Annotated in this window: 15 protein-coding genes; 7 read left to right on the forward strand and 8 right to left on the reverse strand. The window is 57.9% G+C overall.

Annotated elements, in window-relative coordinates:
• Positions 1 to 75 precede the first annotated feature (75 nt).
• Together CKV94_RS00360 and CKV94_RS00365 are read right to left on the reverse strand one after the other, a co-directional pair.
• The gene (locus CKV94_RS00360; RefSeq protein ID WP_003822963.1) at positions 76 to 1,674 is read right to left on the reverse strand and encodes a phosphoethanolamine transferase; all 1,599 of its coding nucleotides are present in this window, start codon (positions 1,672 to 1,674) and stop codon (positions 76 to 78) included.
• A gap of 182 nt (positions 1,675 to 1,856) precedes the next feature.
• Positions 1,857 to 2,816: a beta-ketoacyl-ACP synthase III gene (locus CKV94_RS00365; protein ID WP_003822966.1), complete on the reverse strand. Its 960-nt coding sequence runs from the start codon at positions 2,814 to 2,816 to the stop codon at positions 1,857 to 1,859.
• Positions 2,817 to 3,031: 215 nt separating this feature from the next.
• On the opposite strand from CKV94_RS00365, the gene cysK reads away from it, so the two are divergent.
• Both cysK and CKV94_RS00375 read left to right on the forward strand, forming a co-directional pair.
• Positions 3,032 to 3,970 carry a cysteine synthase A gene (cysK, locus tag CKV94_RS00370; protein ID WP_003822967.1) on the forward strand — a complete coding sequence of 313 codons (939 nt, stop codon included), beginning with the start codon at positions 3,032 to 3,034 and terminating at the stop codon, positions 3,968 to 3,970.
• Between the two features lie 159 nt (positions 3,971 to 4,129).
• Positions 4,130 to 4,591 (forward strand): hypothetical protein, encoded by a 462-nt coding sequence (locus CKV94_RS00375; protein WP_003822968.1) that lies wholly within the window; start codon positions 4,130 to 4,132, stop codon positions 4,589 to 4,591.
• A gap of 71 nt (positions 4,592 to 4,662) precedes the next feature.
• Here the strand turns inward: CKV94_RS00375 and CKV94_RS00380 are convergent, their stop codons facing one another.
• From CKV94_RS00380 to panB, 3 genes are all read right to left on the reverse strand, one after another.
• Positions 4,663 to 5,082 carry a hypothetical protein gene (locus CKV94_RS00380; protein ID WP_003822969.1) on the reverse strand — a complete coding sequence of 140 codons (420 nt, stop codon included), beginning with the start codon at positions 5,080 to 5,082 and terminating at the stop codon, positions 4,663 to 4,665.
• 204 nt (positions 5,083 to 5,286) lie between these two features.
• On the reverse strand, positions 5,287 to 6,069 hold the full coding sequence (locus CKV94_RS00385) for a DeoR/GlpR family DNA-binding transcription regulator (protein ID WP_035580104.1): 783 nt from the start codon (positions 6,067 to 6,069) through the stop codon (positions 5,287 to 5,289).
• Between the two features lie 170 nt (positions 6,070 to 6,239).
• A complete protein-coding gene (gene panB, locus CKV94_RS00390) occupies positions 6,240 to 7,034 on the reverse strand; it encodes a 3-methyl-2-oxobutanoate hydroxymethyltransferase (RefSeq protein ID WP_035580107.1) in 795 nt (264 codons plus the stop codon).
• A gap of 138 nt (positions 7,035 to 7,172) precedes the next feature.
• Between panB and CKV94_RS00395 the strand changes: the two genes are divergently transcribed.
• Complete coding sequence (locus CKV94_RS00395) at positions 7,173 to 7,856, forward strand: SIMPL domain-containing protein (protein ID WP_003822973.1); 684 nt, start codon at positions 7,173 to 7,175, stop codon at positions 7,854 to 7,856.
• A gap of 101 nt (positions 7,857 to 7,957) precedes the next feature.
• On the opposite strand, the gene CKV94_RS00400 is transcribed toward CKV94_RS00395, so the two are convergent.
• Together CKV94_RS00400 and CKV94_RS00405 are read right to left on the reverse strand one after the other, a co-directional pair.
• Complete coding sequence (locus tag CKV94_RS00400) at positions 7,958 to 9,337, reverse strand: phosphomannomutase/phosphoglucomutase (RefSeq protein ID WP_003822974.1); 1,380 nt, start codon at positions 9,335 to 9,337, stop codon at positions 7,958 to 7,960.
• A 153-nt stretch (positions 9,338 to 9,490) separates the two neighbouring features.
• Complete coding sequence (locus tag CKV94_RS00405) at positions 9,491 to 11,023, reverse strand: vWA domain-containing protein (protein WP_223417338.1); 1,533 nt, start codon at positions 11,021 to 11,023, stop codon at positions 9,491 to 9,493.
• A gap of 384 nt (positions 11,024 to 11,407) precedes the next feature.
• Between CKV94_RS00405 and CKV94_RS00410 the strand changes: the two genes are divergently transcribed.
• The 4 genes from CKV94_RS00410 to CKV94_RS00425 all read left to right on the forward strand — a co-directional run bounded on the left by CKV94_RS00410 (position 11,408) and on the right by CKV94_RS00425 (position 14,036).
• Complete coding sequence (locus tag CKV94_RS00410; protein WP_035580109.1) at positions 11,408 to 11,905, forward strand: pyridoxamine 5'-phosphate oxidase family protein; 498 nt, start codon at positions 11,408 to 11,410, stop codon at positions 11,903 to 11,905.
• Positions 11,906 to 11,918: 13 nt separating this feature from the next.
• Positions 11,919 to 12,359, forward strand: a complete 441-nt coding sequence (locus tag CKV94_RS00415; RefSeq protein WP_003822977.1) for a TIGR01244 family sulfur transferase — start codon at positions 11,919 to 11,921, stop codon at positions 12,357 to 12,359.
• Positions 12,360 to 12,654: 295 nt separating this feature from the next.
• Complete coding sequence (locus CKV94_RS00420; RefSeq protein WP_003822979.1) at positions 12,655 to 13,074, forward strand: NfeD family protein; 420 nt, start codon at positions 12,655 to 12,657, stop codon at positions 13,072 to 13,074.
• Positions 13,074 to 14,036, forward strand: a complete 963-nt coding sequence (locus CKV94_RS00425) for an SPFH domain-containing protein (RefSeq protein WP_003822981.1) — start codon at positions 13,074 to 13,076, stop codon at positions 14,034 to 14,036. Before CKV94_RS00420 ends, CKV94_RS00425 begins: the two co-directional genes overlap by 1 nt.
• Positions 14,037 to 14,103: 67 nt before the next feature.
• Here the strand turns inward: CKV94_RS00425 and CKV94_RS00430 are convergent, their stop codons facing one another.
• Positions 14,104 to 14,859 carry an endonuclease/exonuclease/phosphatase family protein gene (locus CKV94_RS00430; RefSeq protein WP_003822983.1) on the reverse strand — a complete coding sequence of 252 codons (756 nt, stop codon included), beginning with the start codon at positions 14,857 to 14,859 and terminating at the stop codon, positions 14,104 to 14,106.
• Positions 14,860 to 14,914 lie beyond the last annotated feature (55 nt).

Raw genomic sequence — 14,914 nt, forward strand, 5'->3', positions numbered from 1 at the left:
TTCTTCAAAATACATAAAGGCTACCTGAAAATCCGTTTTCAGGTAGCCTTAATCGCTGCGGGCAAAAAGTTGAAATTAGTTACCGGTATCGGCAGCACAAATATCCAGATGCGGATCGATGCCGCCATCTGGCGAGGTGATGCCGGCGCAGCCTAAAACAGTGTGGAAGATATTGTCGTGCGAAACCGCTCGCCCCTCCTTAACAGCTTGTGCCACCCGTTCGGCCAGCACTTTGCCCTCGGGGCTTTGCCGATAGCTTTCGGAAAACCACACTACAAACGGGATGGAGAACTGCTCCTTGGGCGCGATATTCACTGGCTTGCCGTGGAAATAATCGCCATTTTCGCCCAGCGATTCGCCATGGTCGGACACGTAAATCAGCAGCGCCCGCTTATCGGACAGCGATTTAATGGTTTCCGCCAGCAGTTCGTCCACACCCAGCACCGTGTTGTCGTAGGCATTGTCTAATTCGGCCTTGCTGCAATGCGATACATCGGGGTTGGTGCAATATGGAGTGAACACGCGGTGGTGCGGCGGGATGCGGTCGGCATAAGTTTGATGCGAACCCAAAGTGTGCAGCACCAACAGCATCTTGCCGCCGCGATACTGCGCCACCGATTGCCGCATATAAGGCAACAGCGCCGCATCCCAGGCACCGGATTGCTGCTCGGCCACAATTTGGTATTTGCTCACCAGCCTGTCGTAGCCCATATAACTGTAAAAACCGGACAGGGTTTGCAGCGAATAGATTTCGCTACGATAGCCCAATGAGCGGAACACCTCGCCAAACGAGGATTGGCGCGGGGTGCGGTCGGGGCTGCTTTTCAACATGGGTGAAGAAAGGCAATTAAGCGAATTTACAGTCAGCGTGTCGCAAGATTGGGCATTTTTGAAGCTGTAGAGATTGGGAATGGCGGCAAGCTGCGGATTGGTGTTGCGCGGGTAGCCGTTAAGCGAAAAACGGTCGCCACGCGTACTTTCGCCAATCACGAACACCACCAGCAAATCGTCTTTTTGGTCGAGATAACGGTATTTCTGCGGCATCCGTTCCACTCCGGCATAATTGCGCTTCATATCCCGAACAGATTTGCGCGCCCGCTGGCCGTTGTAATACACATCCAAAGGAGAAAAGCGCAGCACATCGCCCATAAATCGGCTGTCGCGGATGCTGCCTTTGCCGCGGAAGTGGTAGCCCTTATATTGAAACAGGCCGAACACCGCCAACAGCGCTGCAAGCGAAGCCAGGCCGCAGCAGGCCAGGTGCCGGCGCCAGCCCACCTGCCGAATACGCTGCCGCCACAACAGCAGTACCGGCAACAAGCCGAACACCAGCACAAAACACACCGACTTTACTGAAATCATTTCTGCCGTCAAATCATTTTCACTAATGAGCGCGCTGAGCAAAATATCTTCAGTAATCAAGATGCGGTATTGGCTTTTGGCAAACACCGCCACCGAACCCGCCAGCAGGTTCAACGTCCAAAATAATTTGAATGGCCAGCGGTGTACCAACGCCAGCAGCCAACCCAGCGCAAGCAGCACCAATGCTGGCCACACTGCTGCTTGAATTTCCACCATTCCATGATTGGAAAACAGGTTTAATGCAAACAAATACAGCGTAAGCACAATATTGAGCGCAAACAGGGAAACGGGCGAGCGCAGGATCTTCATCATGGTAAGGCTACCTGAAAACAAAACGGCAGATTTTACTACAAAGCCGCACGGCCTTGTCTGCCGACGCATCTATAGCGTCGCACTTCATACTCAGACAGCCTGTGGAAGCGTTGTTTGGAAACCAAAAGGCTACCTGAAACTTTCAGGTAGCCTTTCTTAGTGCCTCTCAGGCAGCTGCAAGCCTAATATTTCACCAACACCGCGCCCCAGGCAAAGCCGCCGCCGATACCTTCTAAAAGCAGGGTATGGCCGCGTTGAATGCTGCCTTGGCGCACACCCCAGTCGAGGGCGAGGGGGATGGAGGCGGCGGAGGTGTTGCCGTGATCCTGCACGGTAAGCACCACTTTTTCCATGCCGAGCTTGAGGTGTTTGGCGGTGCTTTCCAGAATGCGGTAGTTAGCCTGGTGCGGCACCAGCCAATCGACTTGATCGGGGGTAAGGCCGGCTTCGGCAATCACGTCTTCGGCCACTTTGGCCAGCGCTTTCACGGCGAATTTGAATACGCCGGGGCCGTCCATCTGTAAAAACGGTGTGCCGCAAACAGCGCCGTTAGCAATCTGACCGGGGGTTTGCAGCAAATAGCCGTAGTTGCCGTCGGCCAAGAGTTTGCTGTGCAGGATGCCTGGCTCGTCGGATGCGCCGAGCACCACGGCGCCGGCGCCGTCGCCGAACAGCACGCAGGTGCGGCGGTCGGTCCAGTCCATGATGCGGCTGAACACATCGGCGCCGATGACCAAAGCTTTTTTGGCCATACCGCTTTTAATGTAGGCATTGGCGGTGGTGATGGCATACATAAAGCCGGCACACACGGCCTGCACGTCGAACGCGGGGCAGCCGCTGATACCGAGCTTCTGCTGCACGATGGTGGCAGTGGCGGGGAACTGCATATCGGGAGTGGAAGTGGCCACGACAATCAAATCAATTTCGGCTGCATCCACCCCTGCGGCTTCCAGCGCGTTTTGTGCGGCGGCTACAGCCAAGTCGCTGCATTTTTCGTTGTCGGCGGCGATATGGCGGGTTTTGATGCCGGTACGGGTGGTAATCCACTCGTCTGAAGTATCTACGATTTTGGCTAGGTCGTGGTTGCTGAGTGTTTTGGCCGGCAGGTAGCTGCCGGTGCCGAGGATTTTGGCGTAGGTCATGGGTGTGTCACTTTAGGGTTAATCTACTGCTGGGAAACGGCGTATTTTAAAGATTTCCGGCGGGTTTGTCTCATGATTTATCCAAACTTCATGCGAAATACCGCCATTGCATATGCCTTTTTAATATAAAGATACAAAAACAAATTATTTGTTTGCCTGCGGCTTTGCCATTATCATGCGCACCGTATCCAATTCACACTTCACAGGAGCACCTAATGAGCAATATCGCCAACAACATCGTTGATTTAATCGGCAACACCCCGCTGGTTTACCTCAACCGCCTCACCGAAGGCCTGCCCGGCAAAGTAGCCGCCAAGCTGGAATACTTCAACCCCGGCAGCAGCGTGAAAGACCGCATCGCTATCTCCATGATCCGCGCCGCCGAAGCAGCCGGCCAAATCAAACCCGACACTATTATTGTGGAAGCCACCAGCGGCAACACCGGTATCGGCCTAGCTATGGTTTGCGCCGCCTTGGGCTATAAACTGGTCATCACCATGCCGGAAACCATGAGTAAAGAACGCAAGATGCTGCTGCGTGCCTACGGTGCCGAACTCATCCTCACCCCCGGCGCAGAAGGCATGCCCGGCGCCATCGCCCGTGCCCAGGCGCTGGTAGACGCCCACCCCGGCCAATACTTTATGCCGCGCCAGTTCGACAACCCCGCCAACCCCGAAATCCACCGCCGCACCACCGCCGAAGAAATTTGGCGCGACACCGACGGCCAAGTTGATATTTTCGTTTCTGGCGTGGGCACCGGTGGCACGCTCACCGGCGTGGGCGAAGTGCTGAAAAAACACAAACCCTCACTGCAGGCCTATGCAGTTGAGCCCGCCGCCTCCCCCGTATTGAGCGGCGGCGAAAAAGGCCCGCACCCGATTCAGGGCTTGGGCGCAGGCTTCGTGCCGCAAACCCTGAATACCGAAATCTACGACGGCGTGATTACCGTGGCCAACCAAGCCGCCTTCGATACCGCCCGCGATGCCGCCGCCAAAGAAGGCCTCTTGGTGGGCATCTCTTCCGGCGCCGCCATCTGGGCTGCCTTGGAGCTGGCGAAAAAACCGGAAAACAAAGACAAACTCATCGTAGTGGTGCTGCCTTCCAACGGCGAACGCTATCTTTCCACCCCGCTGTTTGAAGACCTCGCCTCCTAAGGCAATCCAACGCCAAAAGCCGCAGCCATGCGGCTTTTCTTGCATCTCTAATCTGCCAGCGTGTTGTAAATTTGTCGGGAAACCGCCAAAAACTTGCCCCGACGCTCGATTTTCCCTATAGTTAACCGCATTAATGGAACTGTTACCTTAAGTCAAAACATGAAAAAATATATCCCCATCCTCCTCGTTGCCGGCCTGCTCGGCGGCTGTAACCTCATTTCTTCCCCCAACAACACACGCCAAAACACACAGGCCTCACCCCGCTACACCCTAGCTGCCAGCCACTGGGGCGATGTGGCTAAAATCCGTAATGAAGCCACCCGTTTGGGCTACGAAGTAAACAAAGGCCGCATGACCAAAACCCAGGCCGCGCAGCAGCTCAACCGCTTCCGCATCAACTTGGTTGGCCGCAACAGCGTGGACGACAGCATGTATGAAGTCTACCTGCGCTCTGCCGTACAAAGCCAACAAGGCCGTATTACGCCCGAACAATCTAAAATCTTCGTGCGCAACGCGCTGCAAGGCTGGCAGCAACGTTGGCCCAATATGCAAAACCGCCCGGCTAACCCCGCGTTCACCAACTTCCTGATGGAAGTGATGAATATGCAGCCGCTGAAATAAGCTTGCCAGCATCAGCAAAGGCTACCTGAAAACTTCAGGTAGCCTTTTTCCTATTCCAATTCCTGCTATGTTTACACCGGTGTTTTCTTCCGATAATAGCGCCGATACACCATCCAGCCATACCCCGCCAGCACCGGCAGCGCGGCGAAGATCAGCTTAAACGTCCAGCCCGCATACCAAGGCAGGGCTGAAACCGCAGCTGCGGCATCCTGCTGCAACAAGCCCACCGGTAGCGATTGTTCGCCGCGGGCATCGAAATACGGCCACCAGCAAGCGGCCAGCAGGCCGAGCAGGCAGGGCCACAGCCAGGCCGCGCGGTTGTGTTGCCACAGCAAAAACGCCGGCAGCAGCACAATCAACGTGAGCGCCGCCACCAGTAGCGCGGTTTGCCCCTGCGCGCCGAAATAGGATGCCGCCGCATAAGTCAGCACCACAAACAGCGCGCCCAGCACCGCCATAATCACTTCTTCCGGCCTTTTCAATATCGACATGGTGTGTTCTCCGTAACAAAATCAATTTAGGCAAAATATACTGCAAAGCTGGTGCAGCCGCCAGTTTATTGCGGCATGAATACCGTTTTTTCAATCATCACACGGCATTTTCGCTTTATTCAAGCTTGGCATTCAGAGCCGTATCGGCTTAATCAAAGGCTATCTGAAAATTGATGCCGAACCTCTTTCAGGCAGCCTGCCGCCCTACTCTTTCTCTTCTTTGGCCGCCAGATGCCAGCGCACGCCCGCGTCGTCCAGTTTCTTGCACAGGCCGGCGCTGGGCGGCTTGTCGGTGAACAGGGCGTGAAATTCGGTTACGTCGCCTATGCGCACCAAGGCGTTGCGGCCGAATTTGCTGTGGTCTACGGCCAGGTAGCAGTGGCGGGCGTTGGCCATCATGGCCTGCATCACGCTCACTTCTTTGTAGTCGAAATCGAGCAGCGAGCCGTCGGCTTCGATGCCGGAGGCGCCAAGGATGGCGTAATCCACTTTGAATTGGTTGATGAAATCGATGGTGGCTACGCCGGTGATGCCGCCGTCCACCGGCCGCACCACGCCGGAGGTGATGATGACGGTGTAGTCCGGCCGGCCGGACACGATGGAGGCAACGTGGATATTGTTGGTGATGATGCAGAGATTTTTATGGTTTTTCACCAGCGCCAGCGCCACGGCTTCGATGGTGGTGCCGATGCTCATAAACAGAGAAACGTTGTCGGGAATGTGCTCGGCAATCAGGTCGGCAATGTGGGCTTTTTCGCTTTGCAGCTTGTTTTTGCGCGTGTCGTAGTCTTCGTTTTGCACGCTGCTGCCGGGCGCGGCGCCGCCGTGGTAGCGGCGCAGGATATTGTGTTCGCACAAAACGTTGATGTCGCGGCGGATGGTTTGCGGGGTCACGTTTAGGCTGCGCGCCAGCTCTTCCACCGACATAAAGCCGTGGTCGTGCACAAGCCGGGCGATTTTCTGCCGGCGGGGGGTGCGGTGCGGCATGGTTGCTCTATCTTCTTTGTTGATTAGAAATTGGAATGGTTTGGCTAAGGTTTTCAGGTAGCCTTTTGGCTCAATCGCGAGGCTACCTGAAAACAATGGCAAGGCAATCCGAATTCAGCTTGGCAAAAGCGGCGCTGCGTTTTCAGGTAGCCTCACTTTATTAGCCTGCCTCAAGCTGCAAAGGTATGCTCCGGCGCAGGATAGGTTTTCTCTTTCACTTCGCGCACATAAGCCGCCACCGCCGCCTGAATGCTATCCTGTCCATGCATGAAGTTTTTCACAAACTTCGCCGTTTGGCCGGGGAACACGCCGAGCATATCGTGCATCACCAGCACTTGCCCGTCGCAGTCCACGCCCGCGCCGATGCCGATGGTGGGGCAGGCCAGCGTTTCGGTAATTTGTTTGCCCAAAGCATCGGGGACGCACTCCATCAGCACCACTGCCGCGCCGGCCTTCTCGTGCGCCAGCGCATCATTCAGCAATGCCTGCGCCGCCACATCGCCCTTGCCCTGCACCTTATAGCCGCCAAACACATGCACCGACTGCGGCGTGAGCCCGATGTGCGCGCACACCGGGATGCCGCGCAGCTGCAGAAACTCGGTGGTTTCCGCCATCCAGGCGCCGCCTTCCAGCTTCACCATATGCGCACCTGCCGCCATCAATTCGGCCGCAGCGGCAAAAGCCTGCTCCTTGCTCTGCTGGTAGGCGCCAAACGGCAAATCGCTCACGATCAGCGCATTGCTGCTGCCGCGCGCCACTGCCGCCGTGTGGTAGCACATATCGGCCAGGCTCACCGGCAGGGTGGATTTCTGCCCCTGCACCGTCATGCCCAGCGAATCGCCCACCAGCAGCATATCCACCCCCGCCGCATCCATCAGCGCGGCAAAGCTGGCTTCGTAGCAAGTGAGCATGGCGATTTTCTCGCCCTCGCGCTTCATTTTGCGCAAAGTGTTCACAGTAATCACGGCATTTCCTTTTCACGATCAGATGGCGCGCAAGGCTACCTGAAAACCTTAGCGCAGGCAAACCCGAAGTGTTTTCAGGTAGCCTTCGGCATAGCCGTTCCCTATAATCACCCTATCCCAATCCACAGGAAAACGCTGATGAAAAAAACCGCCCTCCTCCTGCCCGCCCTGCTGGCCGGCCTCAGCCTTGCTCCCGCCCTAGCCGAGCCGCTCAACTACAACCTGCTCAAATTCAGCGAAACCGCCAGCCGCACCGTGCCCAACAATTGGATAACCGTACGCCTGAAAGTTTCCACCACCCACGCCAATCCCGCCCAGGCTGCCGCCGAAACCACGCGCCGCTTAAACATTCTGCAAAGTCGCGCCCGCCGCCTCTCCGGCGCAGAAGTGGAGCTGGAAGGCCGCCACGCCTACCAAAGCTACCGCAACGGCTCACGCCCTTGGGAAGACATCGCCATCTTGCGCGTTTCCGGCAGCGATTTCCAAGCCATCGGCAAGCTGATTGCCGAAAGCAGCGGCGAAGCTACCATCAACGATATAGGCTTCTCACTCAAGCCAGAAAGCCGCCGCCAAATTGAAGAAAGCCTCGCCATCGAAGCCCTGCAAAATTTCCGCAAACGCGCCGACACCCTCAGCCGCAGCATGGGCGGCAGCGGCTACCGCGTGGTGGAAGTATCGTTGCAGCAAAACGAACAAACCCTGGCCGTTCCCGCGATGGCACGCGCCGCCGCCTATGAAAAAGCAGGCAGCCCCGAGCCCGTGTTCGACAGCCCGGGCAGCAGCACCGTGCAGCAAACCGCAAACGGCACAATCCAGTATTGAATACAGAAAACCCTGCCCAGCCTTTTCCTAAAGCGATCAGGCCGCCTGAAAACCAAACCGCACCGTATTGCCACGGTGCGGTTTGGTTTATCCGGCTCGTTTCACAACGGCCACTGCAAGCCGCCGTGTTGTTCCACCAGGGTTTTGAACTGCGCCTGAATCCGCGCCAGCGCGGCCTGGTTGTCGCCCTCGAAGCGCAACACCAACACCGGCGTGGTGTTGGAAGCGCGCAGCAGGCCGAAGCCGTCGGCGAATTCGGCGCGCAGGCCGTCGATGGTAATCAGCTCTTGCAGGCCGTCGAACCGGGCGGCCTGCGCCAAATCGGCAATCAATGCGTGCCCATCGGCGTCTTCGGGCAGGGCGATATTCAATTCGGGGGTGGACACGCCTTCCGGCAAGGCTTCCAGCACAGCGCTGGGGTTGGGGCTGGCTGAAAGGATTTCCAGCAGGCGCGCACCAGCGTAGAGGCCATCGTCGAAGCCGAACCAGCGTTCTTTGAAAAACACATGCCCGCTCATTTCGCCCGCCAAAAGCGCGCCGTGCTGCTTGATGGCGGCTTTGATGAAGCTGTGGCCGGTTTTGCTCATCACCGGTTCGCCTCCGTGCTGCTTAATCCACGGCGCCAGCAGACGGGTGGATTTCACGTCGTAAATCACTTTCGCGCCGGGGTTGCGCCCGAGCACATCTTGCGCAAACAGCATCAGTTGGCGGTCGGGATAGATGATGCTGCCGCTGCGGGTAACCACGCCGAGGCGGTCGCCGTCGCCGTCGAAAGCAAGGCCGACTTCAGCCGCGCCGGCCTGCACGGCACAGATAAGGTCTTGTAGATTGGCAGGCTTGGCGGGGTCGGGATGGTGGTTGGGGAAATGGCCGTCCACTTCGCAAAACAGCTCCTCCACTTCGCAGCCCAGCGCACGATACAGCCGACCGGCAAACGCCCCGGCCACGCCGTTGCCGGCATCGACGGCGATTTTCATCGGCCGTTGCAGGCGGATATGGCCGGCGATGTGTTGAATATATTCGTCTGCCACATCCAAACGGCGCACGCTGCCTTGCGGGCTACCTGAAACAAAATCCTGCGCTTGAATGATGCCGCGCAACTCTTGAATACTTTCCCCGGCCAGGGTATTGCCGCCAAGCATCATTTTGAAGCCGTTGTAATCGGGCGGGTTGTGGCTGCCGGTAATCATCACGCCGCTGCCGGAGCAATGCTGCACGGCGGCGAAATACAGCATGGGCGTGGCCACCATGCCCACATCGGCCACCTCCAGCCCGCCTGCGGTGAGCCCGCGCATCAGCGCAGCCTGCAATGCCGGGCCGCTGAGCCGGCCGTCGCGCCCCACGGTAATCTGCCGCAGGCCTTGCCGGGCGGCACGCGTAGCGATGGCGCGGCCGATTTGCTCGGCAGCCGCTTCGGTGAGGGTTTGGCCGACGATACCGCGGATGTCGTAGGCTTTGAAAATGCTGGGGGAAATGGGCATGGGAGTTCCTTTGTTTGTTCGGGATAGGGGCTACCTGAAAATATAGGGGCAAACAGAAAACCGCCCCACAACATGCTTGCAGGGCATGAGTATTCAACCTACCAGTTTTAATTTTCAGGTAGCCTTTAAGGGAGATAAAGGCTACCTGCAACCTTATTGCGGTTTGCTGCTGAGCTGTTGCGCTTTCTCAATCAGCTGCACAAACTGGCGGCGCAGGCCGTGGCGGTCGGGGAATTGGGCGTTGCGGGCCAGCTCGAGGGTTTGCGGCCAGCCGAAGTTGCCGCTGTATTTGCCGCCGCGCAAGAGTTCGCCGAAGGCAGCTGCGGCCACGGCCTGGCGGGTGGCGTTGCTGCCTTGGGCGAGCGGTTTGCTGCCCGTGGCCACGGGGCGGTTGATGAGGATGCTGCTGCTTTGGCCGGGCAGTTTGTAGCGCAGGTTGATGAAGGCGTATTCGCTGCCGGCTTTATCGTTGGCGGCGGGGGCGGCCTGGTAGCGGCTTTCGGGCAGCCAGCCGGTTTCCCCGGCGGGGATGATTTCATACAGCGCGGTAACATTGTGGCCGGCGCCGATGTCGCCTGCATCCACTTGGTCGTTGTTGAAGTCTTCGCGGGCAAGCATGCGGTTTTCATAGCCGATCAGGCGGTATTCCTTCACGGTGGCGGGGTTGAATTCCACTTGGATTTTCACATCTTGCGCCACGGTGGCGAGCGTGGAGGAGAGCTGGCGGTGCAGCACTTTCTGCGCTTCTTCTGGGCTGTCGATGTAGCTGTAGTTGCCGTCGCCGGCATCGGCCAGCTGTTCCATCAGCCGTTCGTTGTAATTACCGCTACCGAAGCCGAGCGTGGTGAGAGAAATGCCACTTTTGCGTTTTTCGGCCACCATGCTGCGCAGGGTATTGAAATCGGTGATGCCCACGTTGAAATCGCCGTCGGTGGCGAGCAGGATGCGGTTGATGCCGTTGCGGATATAGGCGCGCTGGGCAGCCTGGTAGGCCTGTTGGATGGCATTTTCACCGGCGGTGGAGCCGCCTGCCTTCAGGCTGTCGAGCGCGGCGAGGATTTTCTGCCGCTGGTTGCCCGGGGTGGGCGGCAGCACGACTTTGTTGCCGTCGGCATAGGTAACAAGGGTGATGCGGTCTTGGGCGCGGGTTTGGTGCGCGAGGGTGCAGAGGGTGTATTTCACCATCGGCAGTTTGTCGCGGCTATACATGGAGCCGGACACGTCCACCAGGAACACGAGGTTGGCCGGCGGCAGCGCGGCCTGGCTCACTTCTTTGGCCTGAATGCCGATGCGGATCAGCTTGGCGCCGCTGCGGAAGGGGGAATCCACGGTTTCGGTGTGCACGGCGAAGGGTTTGCCGTCGGTAGGCTTGGCGTAGCCGTAGTCGAAATAGTTGATGATTTCTTCAATGCGCACGGCATCGGCGGGCGGCAGGCGGCCGGTTTGGGTGAGGAAGCGGCGGATGTTGGCGTAGCTGCCGGTGTCCACATCAATGCTGAAGGTGGAAACGGGCTGCTCGGCCACGGCATGCACAGGGTTGGGCTCATAATGGCCGTAGCGCTCGGTGTTTTGGCGCGGTGGAGCCATTTGGCGAGTGGCCACGGAGCCAACAGCAGCCTCAGCCATTGGTGCGGCATTGGCCGACAAATCTGCGGGGGCAGCACTCTTCACCGCTGCCTGCGGCATGGCGCGTAAGCTGAAGCGGGCATTTCGGGATTCATAATAATCCGGCTGTTCGTCCAAATAACGCGAACAGGCCTGATGAACACGTTGGACATTGTCTGCCAGCGCGGGCAGGGCGGATACAGACAATAAGGCCAGCAAAACAGTGCGGGCAAACGGCGGTTTGTGCATGGCAAACTCCTTAGCAAGCAAACAGGGGAAATAGCTGCCATTATATAGCCGCCCACGCCGCCTGCAAACCAAGTGCCACTCCCTGCCGCCGCTCTATTTTCAGGTAGCCTCCAAGCCTTTTGGGGCCAGCATTCGGGCGCGGATTTTGGTATCATTCCCCTATTGGCAACAGGCTACCTGAAACCGGCCGGCCTAAACTTAACTGAGGAGAAAATCATGTCTTTCAGAGAAATGAAACACGCAAACCAGCAGCTATCCAATGAAGAAGCCATCGCCATTTTGCAGCGCGGCAAATCCGGCGTACTCGCGCTGCACGGCGACAACGACTATCCCTATGCCGTGCCGATCAGCTACGTTTACCACGAAGGCAAAATCATCCTACACGGCGCGCCCGCAGGCCATAAACACGAGCTGCTCGCGCGCGACAACCACGTTTCCTTCTGCGTGGTCGATCTCAACGACATCGTGCCGCAGGAATTTACCACCTATTTCCGCAGCGCCATCGTGTTCGGCACAGTACGCACCGTTACCGACCCCGCCGAAAAACAGGCTGCACTCGAAGCCGTGGGGCACAAATATTCCCCCGACCAAAACGGCCTCCTGCCCTATATCGGCAAACATTTTGATTATGTGAAAGTGATGGTTTTAGAAATCGACCACCTCACTGCCAAAGAATCCATCGAGCTCGTCCGAGCCAAAACCAGCCACTCATAAACCAAGGAAAACCATGTCAAACCAAGCCCCCTTCCCCGCCATTGCTCCCGGCCTGTTTGTTTCTCCGCAAATCAGCCGCCAAGACATTCTCGCCGCCGCTGCCGCAGGCGTGCAAACCATCATCTGCAACCGCCCCGACGGCGAAGAGCCCGGCCAGCCCAGCTTTGAGCAAATCCGCCATTGGGCGGCCGAAGCCGGTATCCGGCACGTTATTCACCAGCCCATGCTGATGCCGCAAATCGATGTCGCCGCTGCCGCACAGTTTGCCAAACACCTGGCCGACAATCCCGCGCCAGCCCTTGCCTACTGCCGCAGCGGCACCCGCAGCAGCTTCTTGTGGGCCATGGGGCAGGCCGCCCAAGGCGCAGACCCGCACCAACTGGTGCAAACCGCTGCCGCCGCCGGCATCGACCTTACTGCCGCACTGCCCCGTTTGCAGGAAACACAAGCATAGGCTGGATTTGCCTGCACAATGTTAACTTCGGTGCAACTGAGCTTTTCAGGTAGCCTCACCTACCATCCAGAGGCTACCTGAAACGAGTGAATCAGCGTTTCTGCAAAGCCAACGCCTCTGTTTCAACAAAGTTAAAACCCGGCCAGATGCAATAAAACTTTGGGCAGACCGTTTTCAGGTAGCCTCATCCGGCGGGCTAAAGGCTACCTGAAACTACCTTAAACAATGTCTTGGTATAGCCCAAGCAGAGTTTCAGCAAAGCTCAAGCCCCGCCCACACAAAAAAGGAGCCGCCCATGCACTATTGGTATTGGTTTATCGCCGCAGCCGCCCTGTTCGTTCTCGAAATGTTCAGCGGCACGTTCTACCTGCTGGTGGCCAGCATCGCCCTGCTCGGTGCAGGCGTGGCCGCCTGGCTCGGTGCGGGCAGCGGCGTATCGCTGCTGGTGGCCGTGCTGCTTTCCGCAGCCGGCATCGCCGCCGTGTACCGCATCCGGCGCAACCGCCGCACCCACGCCGCCGATGCCGAAGGCGATTTGGACATCGGCAACACTGTGCTGCTGCACCAACCCCAATCCGGCAGCCTGTGGCTCGTGCAATATCGCGGCACCTATTGGCAGGCCGAAGCTCCCTTCCCCGCGCAGGCCGGTCAAGCCGCCCGCATCGCCGGGAAATCCGGCAACATCCTGATTTTGCAACCTCTGGAGGAAAACTGATGGATATCGTTACCCTGGCAATCCTATTTGCCGTTATCGTTGTATTCGGCTTTAAAGCCTTCACCGTCGTGCCGCAGCAGGAAGCCTATGTGGTGGAGCGGCTCGGCCGCTTCCACGCCGTGCTCAACCCCGGCCTCAACTTCCTCATCCCCTTCCTCGACCGCGTGGCCTACAAGCACCTGCTCAAAGAAATCCCGCTCGATGTGCCCAGCCAGGTGTGTATCACCCGCGACAACACCCAGCTCACCGTAGACGGCATCATCTACTTCCAAGTAACCGACGCCAAACTCGCCTCCTACGGCTCCAGCAACTACATCACCGCCATCACCCAGCTCGCGCAAACCACCCTGCGTTCCGTCATCGGCCGCATGGAACTGGACAAAACCTTTGAAGAGCGCGACGACATCAACCGCACCGTGGTCGCCTCGCTCGACGAAGCCGCCGTATCTTGGGGCGTGAAAGTATTGCGCTACGAAATCAAAGATCTCGTGCCGCCGCAGGAAATCCTGCGTGCCATGCAGGCGCAAATCACCGCCGAACGCGAAAAACGCGCCCGCATCGCCCAATCCGAAGGCCTAAAAATCGAGCAAATCAACCTTGCTTCGGGCGAGCGTGAAGCCGAAATCAAAAAATCCGAAGGTGAAGCCCAAGCCGCCGTCAACGCCTCGCAAGGCGAAAAAGTGGCCCGCATCAACCGCGCCCAAGGCGAAGCCGAAGCCCTGAAACTGGTGGCGCAAGCCAGCGCCGACGCCATCCGCCTGGTGGCCGACGCCATCAACCAGCCCGGTGGCAACGAAGCCGTTAATCTGAAAGTGGCCGAACAATACGTAGACGCCTTCGCCAAACTGGCTAAAGAAGGCAACACCCTGATTATGCCCGCCAACGTGGCCGACATCGGCGGTCTCGTCTCCGCCGGTATGAGCATCATCAAAGGCCAGCAAGACAAAACGCCTGCGGCTTGATTGCGATTGCTAGGGAATGTGCAAAGGCTACCTGAAACCATTTCAGGTAGCCTTTTGTTATTAATCCCTACCACTTCGGCTCAACCACAGCTGAGAGCGGTAGATGGTCGGAGAGTTGTTGCCATGGTAAACCTTGATGGCTTACCGCGTTTAATACGGTGAGATGGCGGGTGTAGATGCGGTCTAGGCTGAGTATCGGCATTCTTGCAGGGAAGGTTTTCGGCCGTCCGGCAGAAAGATGGGCGAAAGCTTCGTCTAAACCAAGCAGTTGACCGAAGCGGCTGCATGAGCGTTGCCGCCAGTCGTTGAAGTCGCCAGCGAGAATCAGCGGGGCATCGGATGGAATCTGGTGTTCGATATAGTCAGCAATGGTGCGGTATTGCCGTTTGCGGTCAGCCTCACGCAGATTGAGGTGTACGCAGAGGCAGATAAGCGGCCTATCCCAGCCGGGTGGTTGAATTTCGCAATGCAGTACGCCGCGTTGTTCGAGCCGGTTTACCGATACGTTTAGATTAGTGCGCATCTGCAGCGGCAGGCGGCTGAGGATGGCGTTGCCGTGGTGGCGGCCGGCATAGGTGGCGTTTTGGCCGTAGCTGCAGGCAAAAGCGAGCTGCCGGCCAATCACTTCGCCATGTGGCTCGGCAGGAAATTCGGGCACGTTCTGCTGCCGTTTGTGGTGCACGCCCTGCACTTCCTGCAAAAACAGGATGTCGGTATCGAGATGTTGCAGGGCATCGACCATTTGCGGCAGTTGTAGCCGCCGATTTAGTGGCGACATGCCTTTGTGGATATTGTAGGTGGTGATGGAAACGGCGCGGCTCATGGTGTGGCGTGGCAAAGAAATATAATGCTGTTTTTCAGGTAGCATCTTATGTGCC

It is taken from the genome of Eikenella corrodens, assembly GCF_900187105.1.
GTDB lineage: Bacteria > Pseudomonadota > Gammaproteobacteria > Burkholderiales > Neisseriaceae > Eikenella > Eikenella corrodens.

Bases quoted from the DNA above. Each gene is read 5' to 3' on its own strand.
- CKV94_RS00420 (WP_003822979.1), top strand. From the start codon at position 12,655: ATGCACTATTGGTATTGGTTTATCGCCGCAGCCGCCCTGTTCGTTCTC.
- CKV94_RS00400 (WP_003822974.1), bottom strand. From the start codon at position 9,337: ATGCCCATTTCCCCCAGCATTTTCAAAGCCTACGACATCCGCGGTATC.
- CKV94_RS00375 (WP_003822968.1), top strand. From the start codon at position 4,130: ATGAAAAAATATATCCCCATCCTCCTCGTTGCCGGCCTGCTCGGCGGC.
- CKV94_RS00365 (WP_003822966.1), bottom strand. From the start codon at position 2,816: ATGACCTACGCCAAAATCCTCGGCACCGGCAGCTACCTGCCGGCCAAA.
- CKV94_RS00395 (WP_003822973.1), top strand. From the start codon at position 7,173: ATGAAAAAAACCGCCCTCCTCCTGCCCGCCCTGCTGGCCGGCCTCAGC.
- CKV94_RS00380 (WP_003822969.1), bottom strand. From the start codon at position 5,082: ATGTCGATATTGAAAAGGCCGGAAGAAGTGATTATGGCGGTGCTGGGC.
- CKV94_RS00405 (WP_223417338.1), bottom strand. From the start codon at position 11,023: ATGCCGCAGGCAGCGGTGAAGAGTGCTGCCCCCGCAGATTTGTCGGCC.
- CKV94_RS00410 (WP_035580109.1), top strand. From the start codon at position 11,408: ATGTCTTTCAGAGAAATGAAACACGCAAACCAGCAGCTATCCAATGAA.
- cysK (WP_003822967.1), top strand. From the start codon at position 3,032: ATGAGCAATATCGCCAACAACATCGTTGATTTAATCGGCAACACCCCG.
- CKV94_RS00425 (WP_003822981.1), top strand. From the start codon at position 13,074: ATGGATATCGTTACCCTGGCAATCCTATTTGCCGTTATCGTTGTATTC.
- CKV94_RS00360 (WP_003822963.1), bottom strand. From the start codon at position 1,674: ATGATGAAGATCCTGCGCTCGCCCGTTTCCCTGTTTGCGCTCAATATT.
- CKV94_RS00430 (WP_003822983.1), bottom strand. From the start codon at position 14,859: ATGAGCCGCGCCGTTTCCATCACCACCTACAATATCCACAAAGGCATG.
- CKV94_RS00415 (WP_003822977.1), top strand. From the start codon at position 11,919: ATGTCAAACCAAGCCCCCTTCCCCGCCATTGCTCCCGGCCTGTTTGTT.
- CKV94_RS00385 (WP_035580104.1), bottom strand. From the start codon at position 6,069: ATGCCGCACCGCACCCCCCGCCGGCAGAAAATCGCCCGGCTTGTGCAC.